8 protein-coding genes, 1 other RNA gene and 1 pseudogene are annotated in these 8,932 nt (G+C 49.0%); 9 read left to right on the top strand and 1 reads right to left on the bottom strand.

From position 1 onward, the window contains the following. Positions 1-317 (top strand): annotated as a pseudogene (locus J7K79_RS05205) (sodium:calcium antiporter); the annotation flags it as partial. On the opposite strand, the gene J7K79_RS05200 reads toward J7K79_RS05205, so the two are convergent. After that, a complete protein-coding gene (locus J7K79_RS05200; protein WP_296905883.1) occupies positions 314-1,168 on the bottom strand; it encodes a FlgD immunoglobulin-like domain containing protein in 855 nt (284 codons plus the stop codon). The pseudogene J7K79_RS05205 and the gene J7K79_RS05200 sit on opposite strands and share 4 nt — an antisense overlap. A gap of 107 nt (positions 1,169-1,275) precedes the next feature. Between J7K79_RS05200 and J7K79_RS05195 the strand changes: the two genes are divergently transcribed. From J7K79_RS05195 to J7K79_RS05160, 8 genes are all read left to right on the top strand, one after another. After that, entirely contained in the window at positions 1,276-2,664 is a 1,389-nt protein-coding gene (locus tag J7K79_RS05195; protein ID WP_296905864.1) for a TldD/PmbA family protein, read from the top strand. Continuing rightward, complete coding sequence (locus J7K79_RS05190; protein WP_296905862.1) at positions 2,661-3,965, top strand: TldD/PmbA family protein; 1,305 nt, start codon at positions 2,661-2,663, stop codon at positions 3,963-3,965. The genes J7K79_RS05195 and J7K79_RS05190 overlap by 4 nt, the downstream gene beginning before the upstream one ends. Further along, positions 3,949-4,776, top strand: coding sequence for a DMT family transporter (locus tag J7K79_RS05185; protein WP_296905860.1), 828 nt, complete (start codon positions 3,949-3,951; stop codon positions 4,774-4,776). The genes J7K79_RS05190 and J7K79_RS05185 overlap by 17 nt, the downstream gene beginning before the upstream one ends. A 4-nt stretch (positions 4,777-4,780) precedes the next feature. Continuing rightward, positions 4,781-5,118, top strand: an RNA gene (gene rnpB / locus J7K79_RS05180) — RNase P RNA component class A. A 39-nt stretch (positions 5,119-5,157) separates the two neighbouring features. Further along, on the top strand, positions 5,158-7,302 hold the full coding sequence (locus J7K79_RS05175; protein ID WP_296905858.1) for a bifunctional (p)ppGpp synthetase/guanosine-3',5'-bis(diphosphate) 3'-pyrophosphohydrolase: 2,145 nt from the start codon (positions 5,158-5,160) through the stop codon (positions 7,300-7,302). Next, the gene (gene dtd, locus J7K79_RS05170) at positions 7,299-7,748 is read left to right on the top strand and encodes a D-aminoacyl-tRNA deacylase (RefSeq protein ID WP_296905856.1); all 450 of its coding nucleotides are present in this window, start codon (positions 7,299-7,301) and stop codon (positions 7,746-7,748) included. The genes J7K79_RS05175 and dtd overlap by 4 nt, the downstream gene beginning before the upstream one ends. A 9-nt stretch (positions 7,749-7,757) precedes the next feature. Continuing rightward, on the top strand, positions 7,758-8,330 hold the full coding sequence (locus J7K79_RS05165; protein WP_296905854.1) for an epoxyqueuosine reductase QueH: 573 nt from the start codon (positions 7,758-7,760) through the stop codon (positions 8,328-8,330). Beyond that, the coding region (locus tag J7K79_RS05160; protein ID WP_296905852.1) for a DUF4940 domain-containing protein at positions 8,296-8,932 on the top strand (637 nt) is incomplete at its 3' end. The genes J7K79_RS05165 and J7K79_RS05160, both read left to right, overlap by 35 nt.

Genomic DNA, 8,932 nt, shown 5'->3' with positions numbered 1-8,932 from the left:
TCGTTGCCGTAGGGACATCTCTTCCGGAGCTTGTGGTCAGTATCGTCTCAACAGTAAAGAGGGAAAGTGACATACTTGTCGGCAACATAGTGGGGAGTAACGTTTTCAACATCCTGCTCATACTGGGCGTGAGCTCTTTTTTCAATAGATTGACCGTGGATGTTACCGACTACACCATGGATCTGATGTTCCTATTCGCCACATCGCTTCTGATACTCGTGTTCTCAGTTTCAAGGAAGAAGGTTTCTCGCTTCGAAGGAGTGACACTTTTGCTGGTTTACTCTTGCTACATCTGTCTTGTTGCAAGCAGAGGTTAGTGAACGTGCAACAACAGAAGCACCACCAGCAGGGTTGAACCTATAAAGAGCTCTTTGAAGTACGTGTACTCGCTTCTGTCGACGATCACTTCCTGTTCTACGGATTGGATCTCGTCGTTCGTCGATGCGGTAACCCTCACCCTGTATCTTCCATCCGGAACTCCCTTCCCATTCCAGGTGACTTTGTTCGTTCCCTCAGATCCCGTAAGCTCGCGTGACCAGACCACTCTTCCCTGATCATCCAGCACTTTCACCTTCAAATCTGCCGTTTTGGACAAGTATATATAGAAAGTCGTCTGATCTTCGTACCAGTCACCGTTTGGGGAGAATTTCTCAGGTTCTATCTTCAGATTCAGCTCGAGTACTTTTTCTTCGAGGTAAATGTTCAGAGTCCTCTCGCTTCGTGGAGACACCTGCACCGTTACCGTTTTCTCTTTGTATCCCTCTGCTTTAAAAGTGAGTGTCACCGTGCCGGATGGGACGTAGAGGACGTCCTTTACACTGTAGACCTTCCCAAGGTACATCCCTTCCGCAAAAACCTCCACCGGGTAGACGTTCGAAAACACCCTCAGGGCGCCAGCCTCTCTGAGATGGGCAAAGACGACGAACTTACCCGGGCCCGTGATGACGATCTCTCCCTCGTAAGGAAGGTACCAGCTTTTCTTCACTGTTATGACGAACTTTCCCGAGGAGTCCAGCGTGAGAACCAGCTGACCAGTTACATCCACCGTTCCCACGTAGTTTCCGTTTATGAAAACCTGTGAGAGAGGTTCTGAGTACACTATAAGAACGTAATTGCTTGCCATCACTGTGGCTGTCAGAAGGAGAAAAACCGGTAAGAACTTTCTCATGATTTTCCACCTCCCATTCTCTATTCTACACGAAGTTGAGGAGCAAATGCGGTTCGCAAACCGAACTTGAAACGTAGTATAATGAAGACAAGAAAGGAGGGATAGCTGTGCTCAGTGAAGGAATCATAAAGGACGTTCTAGCGGCTGTTTTGAAAAACGGAGGAGATTTTGCTGAGCTGTTTTTTGAGAAGAAGTACGAAAATCGCTTCGAGCTGAAAGACGGAAAAGTGGAACAAGCAACGAGTGGAGAGATCGTCGGCGTGGGAATCAGAGGTTTTCTGGGCACGAAAGCTGTCTATGCTTACACGAACGACCTCTCGAGAGACAATCTGTTGAGCATTGCAAGGAAAGTGGGGGAGGCCCTGGAGGAAACGAGGATCGAGGATCTCACTTTCAATTTCAACAAGACGAAAGGGAAAGAAAAACATGTCGTGATCATACCACCGGATCAGGTAGAGAAGACGGAAAAGGTCTCGGTTATGAAAAGGGCCTATCGAGCGGCGAAGAATTACTCGAGTCTCATAAAACAGGTGGTCGTCCGGTACTGGGACTACGATCAGGAAATTCTGGTAGCGAATTCCGAAGGAGTGTGGGCTGAGGATAGGCGTGTGAAGACACGTCTCATGATAAACGCTGTGGCAGAAAAAGATGGTGTTCTCGAGAGAGGTTTCTACGGTCCAGGAGCTGGCATGGGTTTTGAGTTCTTCGAGCGAATAGACGTTGAAGAGGCGGCGAGGAAGGCAGCGAGAATTGCAGCCCGGATGGTCGAAGCAGAACCTGCTCCTGCCGGGAAGATGACGGTTGTAATAGCGAACGGGTTCGGGGGTGTGATTTTTCATGAAGCGGTAGGGCATGGTCTTGAAGCCACTTCTGTGGCTAAAAGGGCTTCCGTTTTTGCTGGAAAGCTCGGTCAAAAAGTTGCCGCGGAGTGTGTTTCGGCGGTGGACGATGCCACAATTCCGAACGGCTGGGGTTCTGCAAACGTGGATGATGAAGGGACACCAACACAGAGAACTTTGCTGATAGATAATGGAGTTCTTGTTGGATACCTTGTGGACAGACTCGGTGCAAGGAGAATGGGGATGAAGAGTACAGGAAGTGGTAGAAGGCAGGACTACACCTTCCCACCCACTTCGAGGATGAGCAACACCTTCATCCTTCCCGGTGATTACCATCCAGAGGAGATCATCTCCGCCACGGAATACGGACTCTACGCCAAAACCATGGGTGGTGGTTCCGTGAATCCTGCAACGGGGGAGTTCAACTTCGCTGTCTCTGAAGCCTATCTCATAGAGAAAGGAAGGATCACAAAGCCCGTTCGGGGAGCCACATTGATAGGGAAAGGTCATGAGATCATACAGAAGATAGACATGGTGGGAAACGATCTGGCACGTGACCAGGGAATGTGTGGTTCGTTCTCTGGTTCGATACCCGCGGACGTGGGACAACCCACCATAAGAGTCAGGGAGATAGTAGTAGGGGGGCGAAACAGATGACTCTGGAAGAATTCAAGGAGAAGTTGTTTTCTCTGGCAAAAAGGAAAGCTGTGGAGGCCCAGATAAGCTTTGTGGAGACAAAAGAATTTTCACTTCGCCTTGCAAACGGTGAGCTGGATCAGTATACGGACGCCGGAAAATACAGCCTTGAGATAAAAGTTCTGAAGGAAGGAAAAACTGGTGTGTTTCGAACACAGATCCTTGAAGATCCTGAGCGCTGTCTCGAAGAAGCTCTGGGTAATCTTCAGATCAAGGACAGTGAGGAAGAGGAATTCTTCTTTGAGGGCGGGAAGTATGAACACATGGAGACTTATGCTGGTAAGTTTGAAAAGCTCTCTGTGAGGGAGAAAATAGAGGTGGCAAGACGGGCACACGCGAGTGCCTCGAGTAATGAGAGGATTGCTATGGTTCCAACGGTGATGTACCGGGACGTTGTGATGAGAAAACACCTTTCGAACACCCTGGGACTCAACGCCGACGGAATCGTGGATGGAGGGTATCTTTTTGTGATGGCGGTAGCAAAGGACAAGAGCCCCAGATCGGGTTTCTGGTTCGAGGTGGCAAGAGTACCAGAAGACCTCAATCCGGAAGAAGTTGGAAGACTGGCTTCAAAAGAAGCCACTTCTCTCGTGGGATCAAAGCCGATAGAGTCCGGAAAGTACCCTGCTCTGGTGAGAAACACTGCCCTTCTTGATCTCATAGAGATGTTCATTCCGATGATCTCTGCGGAGAATGTCCAAAAAAATCTCTCACCTTTGAAGGGAAAACTTGGAAGCCAGGTGGGAAGCCAGGTTGTTTCCATAAAAGATCTTCCTTACCATTCTAAGGGACTTGCAAGTACTCCTTTCGACGACGAGGGAGTACCGACGACCGAGAAATACGTTCTAGAGAAAGGGGTTCTGAAGACTTTTCTTCACAACCTGAAGACGGCAAGGAAGGAGGGTGTGAATCCGACTGGGAATGGCTTTGAAAACGGAATACAACCCGTCAACCTGATGCTGGTGCCGGGTGATGTGTCCTTCGACGATCTTCTGAAGGAGATGGGAAAGGGAGTGGTCATAACAGAAGTGGAGGGAATGCACGCGGGTGCAAACTCCATATCCGGTGAATTCTCCCTGTTTGCGAAGGGATACTGGGTGGAGAATGGAGAGATCGTGCACGGCCTGGAAGAGTTCACCATCTCAGGAAACTTCCTTGACTTTTTGAAGAGGGTCGTTCGAGTTGGAAACGATGTGAAGGTGTCTTATCGTACGATAGCGCCCAGTGTTCTGGTGGAGGTACTGGATGTGGCGGGAAAGTAAAGCACTCATCTTTCTTCTCCTGACTGCCGCTCTGCAGGGATCGACCTTTCCTCTGCAAAAACTTGTGGTGGGTGGAGTTTCACCTTTTGCCTACAACGCGGTCAGGTTTGGAAGTGCTGCTTTGATTTCCCTGTGGATATTCGGCCCGGGGAGGTTCAAAAGGAGTTCCCTCCTGGGCCTTGTTCTCTGTGGAGCATACATCTTTCAGATGTGGGGGTTGAAGTTCACCAGCGCAGCCAGGAGCGGTTTCATCGTCTCGAGTTTTGTGTTTTTCGTTCCGATTTTTTCGTTCCTTCTGGAGGGTGAAAGACTCAGAAAGATACATCTTTTCTCTTTCGCACTCGGTTTTCTTGGAATCTACTTGCTTACAGGTGGAATAAAAGGTTTTTCCCTTGGAGATCTCTTCCAATTGTTCTGCGCCGTGTTGTTCGCCCTACATGTGGTGTTGATCACCAAGTTCTCAAAGGTGGAAAGAGAAAAAGATATGTTGTTCTGGCAGTTTTTGACCGTCGCAGTGGTCAACCTCGCTTTTGGAACGAGCAGTTTGCATCTTCCCCTCAACGCTTTGATCGTCGGACTGTACAGTGGCCTCTTCGCCACAGTTCTTGGAATATTCTGGCAAATGCGGTACCAGAAAGAGGTTGGAAGCAACACAACTGCTCTGGTGTACATGACGCAACCTTTCATTTCTCTGGTACTATCGGTCTCAGCGCTGGGAGAAAGAATGACCGTACCACAGTTTGCTGGGGGCTTGATCACGGCACTCGCTCTGTTCGTTGGAACGCGTGTGAGGGAGAAGAAGTCTACATAAACAGGGAGAGGGGTAGGTGGTCGCGGGGACGCACACTCGCGTTCCCCGAGGAAAGTCCGGACTCCGGAGCAGGGTGCCGGGTAACGCCCGGGAGGGGTGACCCTCGGACAGGGCCATAGAGAAGAAGACCGCCCGATAAGGGCAAGGGTGGAACGGTGGGGTAAGAGCCCACCAGCGTCGGGGCAACCCGGCGGCTTGGCAACCCCCACCTGGAGCAAGGCCAAGCAGGGGGTTAGGTTGCTCCCCTTATTCCCCCGGGTTGGCCGCTCGAGGTGTGCGGTAACGCACACCCCAGATTGATGACCACCCACGACAGAATCCGGCTTATACCCCTCTCCCGTGCTATAATTTTTTCACAAGGGATCAACCGGTGGTGAGATGATGTTAAACAGAACTGAACTCGAATCGGAAGCAAAGGCGGTAGTTAAAGAACTGGAGACACTGAGAAAAAGAAGCTTTTCCAGAGAAGAGAAAAGGCTCCTTGTGAAAGCCTACGAGTTCGCATGGGTCGTTCATGAGGGCCAGAAAAGGTTCTCTGGAGACCCGTTCATCTCGCACCCTGTGGAGGTTGCAAAGATCCTGGCCAAGCTAGGGGTTGACTCTACCACGCTGGCTGCAGCCCTTCTCCATGACACGGTCGAAGACGGTGAGAGCGTTAGCCTTGATCAAATAAAGGGACTCTTCGGATCTGAGATTACAAGAATAGTCGACGGTGTTACCAAGGTGAGCAACATAAACGCCCCCATTGGACCAGATCAGGATTCCAGAGAAAGAATAGAAACCATACAAAAGATGTTTCTGGCAATGGCCGAAGACATGCGTGTGATCTTCGTAAAACTCGCCGACAGGCTCCATAACATGCGCACCATACAGTACGTTCAGGATCCGGAAAAGAAAGAGTACAAGGCCTATGAGACTCTCGAGGTCTATGCCCCACTGGCTCACAAGCTGGGTATATACTCGATGAAATCGGAACTCGAGGATCTTGCTTTCAAGGTCCTGTATCCGGAGGAGTACTACAAAATAAAGGAACTCGTCGCGGAGAAAAAGAAAGAGAGAGAAAAAAGAACAAACGAATACATCGCAATCTTACGAAGTGCTCTGGAGGAACACAGGATAAAGGCCACCGTCGAGGGAAGGTATAAACACTACTACAGTATCTGGAGAAAGATGAAGGAGAAGGGAAAAAAGTTCGAAGAGATCTACGATCTCATAGCCCTCAGGGTCGTGGTGAAGGACGTTACAACATGCTACACCGTCCTCGGTATCGTACACAACATATGGAAGCCTCTTCCCGGTAGATTCAAAGACTACATCGCTGCGCCGAAATCAAACGGTTACAGATCTCTTCACACAACGGTCATCACGGGATATGGTGAACCTCTGGAGATACAGATAAGGGACGAAGAGATGCACAAGGAAGCCGAGTACGGCCTCATCGCTCACTGGATATACAAGGAAAAGCCCGACGTGAAGACGGCCCGGGAGTGGATAGAAAGGCTCCTGGACTGGAGAAAAGAACTCGCTCAGGGATTCACAGAATTTGAAGACATAAAGAAAGAGCTTCAAATGGACGAGGTGTTTGTCTTCACGCCGAAGGGTGACATCATTCACCTTCCCAAGGGTGCCACACCTATTGACTTTGCTTATGCCATACACACAGAAATAGGGCATCATTACAGTGGAGCAAAGGTGAACGGGAAGATCGTTCCCATCGACTATCAGCTGAAAAACGGAGATGTTGTGGAGATCATCGTGAACAAAAACTCTTCCGGGCCTAGCGTCGACTGGTTGAAATACGCCAGGACCCACAGTGCCCGTGCGAAGATCAGAAGGTTTCTGAAGGAAAGACTCGCTCCAGAGCTCGTTGAAAAGGGAAAGGAAACCCTCAGAAGGATATGTCGAAAGCTGGGGAAATCCTTCGAGGAAGTGATGCAATCGGATGGTATAAAAAAGTATCTGAACTCTTACCCGGAAAGAGATTTCTTTATGAAGATTGGCGAAGGCAGCATCACAACACAGGATCTGATAGAGGCTGTTTTGGGAAAGAAAATAGTTGTGAAAAAGAGATCGAAGAGGAAAAAGGCAAAATCTCAGAACATCGTAACGGTCGATGGAATAGAGAGTATAGAGTTTCACATAGCCAGGTGCTGCCATCCGATAAAGGGAGATCCAATAGTAGCCGTCGTGAGCAGGAGGGGTATGACCATTCACAGAAGTGACTGCAAGAATCTGAAAGGCATTTCTCAGGAGAAGATATTCCCAGCGGAGTGGAATCTTGAAGCGTCGGAGATGTTCGATGCGTACATAAGGGTCGTTCTCGATTCCGAAAAGAGCCTTCCCAGTCTGATAGATCGCGTGACGAACCTTGGAGCCGAGTTCGTAGGTGTGAAGACTTTGAAAGACAGAAATCCTATCCTCGTTCAACTCCATATAAAGATCTCCAACACCAGCGAGTTGAATGAGTTTCTGAGCAGATTGAAGGCTTACAGATATGTCCTGGACGCCGAAAGGGTGGTACAATGAGGGCTGTCGTACAAAGAGTGAACGAGGCGAAAGTGATCGTAGGTGAAAAGGTAGTGGGAGCCATTGGAAGAGGGCTCCTCGTTTTTGTCGGAGTTGGAAAGAGCGATACGGAAAGGGACTGCGAGTGGCTCGCTGAGAAAGTATCGGGGCTTCGGATATTCGAAGACGAAGAAGGAAAGATGAACCTGTCGGTGAAGGATGTGGGAGGAGAAGTGCTTGTAGTTTCCCAGTTCACACTCTACGGGGACTGTCGCAGAGGAAGGAGGCCTTCTTTCACGGAAGCGGCTCCCCCAGAGGAAGGAAGAAAATTTTACGAGAAATTCATAAACCTGCTGGAAAAGAAAGGTTTGAAGGTGGAAAAGGGAATCTTCAGAGCGCACATGTACGTTCACCTGATCAACGATGGGCCAGTTACCTTGCTCTTGGATTCTTCCAGGCTCTTTTGAGGTGAGAGTGTGCTGATACATGTTTGCTGCGCACCGGACCTTCTTACAACGTTGTTCCACGTGAAAGATGCGGAATTTTTCTTCTACAATCCAAACGTTCAGCCTCCTTCGGAGTACAGAAAAAGGAAAAAAGCTGTGAAGGACGTGGCGGTTCATTTTTCTCTGAAAATGTCCTTCGGTGAATACTCAGTGAATGAGGTGAAAAGGTGGTATTTCATCGTGCAGGACTACAGAGATCTCGGCGAAGGCAGTGAAAGGTGCAAAAGGTGTATAGGTTTTCTCCTAGAAAGAACTGCTCAGGAAGCTTTGAAGAGAGGGCATGACTCTTTTTCCACCACTCTCCTTGCAAGTCCAAAGAAGGACCTTTCCATGATCGAGGAGATAGGAAAAACTCTGGAAAAGAAGTACGGTGTGATGTTCTATTTTAAAAATTTCAGAAAGGGAGGAGCTTATCAGGAGGGTGTAATACTTTCCAAGAGGCTTGGAATTTACAGACAGAACTACTGTGGATGTGTGTTCAGCCTTTTAGAGAGAAGGAGGAAGTTGCGTGCTGAGGCTTCCGGAGAGAATGGCAGTGTGTGACGGTGAAAAGATCCTGTGGAACGGCCTTGAGCTTTCTGACTCTTTCATCTTCGAAACCACAAAAACAGTTCTGGAGTCAAACGTTCCTGTGAAGGGAAGAGTCTATTGTTTTCCCGCGAGGACGATTTTGGGGAAGGTGGCTGTCTTCGTTGAAACAAGAATCGAACCCCGCGATCTGATTGTGGACCTTTTGAACCATGAATTTCTCAAAACACGGTGGTACAATGAAGAAGTGGAAAAAATAGTGGAAGCCCTCTCTGGAAACTGGCGCCCTGGAAAAAGAGTGTTTGTGGCTCGAGCGGAAAGCTTCGAGAAGCGCCTTTTTCTCAGGAAGGAACTTTCTTCCACTGCGGATGTTATCTACAACGCTGGAGACTTCGATGCAGGGATTTCTCCTTCGAGCGTTTCTTTTCAGGAAGTGAGCTCAAAGGAGAAGATCGTGTTCTCAGATCCGGAAAAGGACCTTCGAGAAGCCGCAAGAAAGGCTTTGATGATGATCACTTATGTCGATCATGATGTGGCCTTTTACGAAAGGCTTTGCGAGTACAGCTTTACGGTGAAAGTGTCTGTTCCAGACACAGTGAGGGTTTTCTTAAGAACAG

This window comes from Thermotoga sp. (genome assembly GCF_021162145.1).
GTDB lineage: Bacteria > Thermotogota > Thermotogae > Thermotogales > Thermotogaceae > Thermotoga.
Note: the sequence above shows the minus strand (reverse complement) of the source record. Positions and strands in the feature narration are given on the sequence as shown.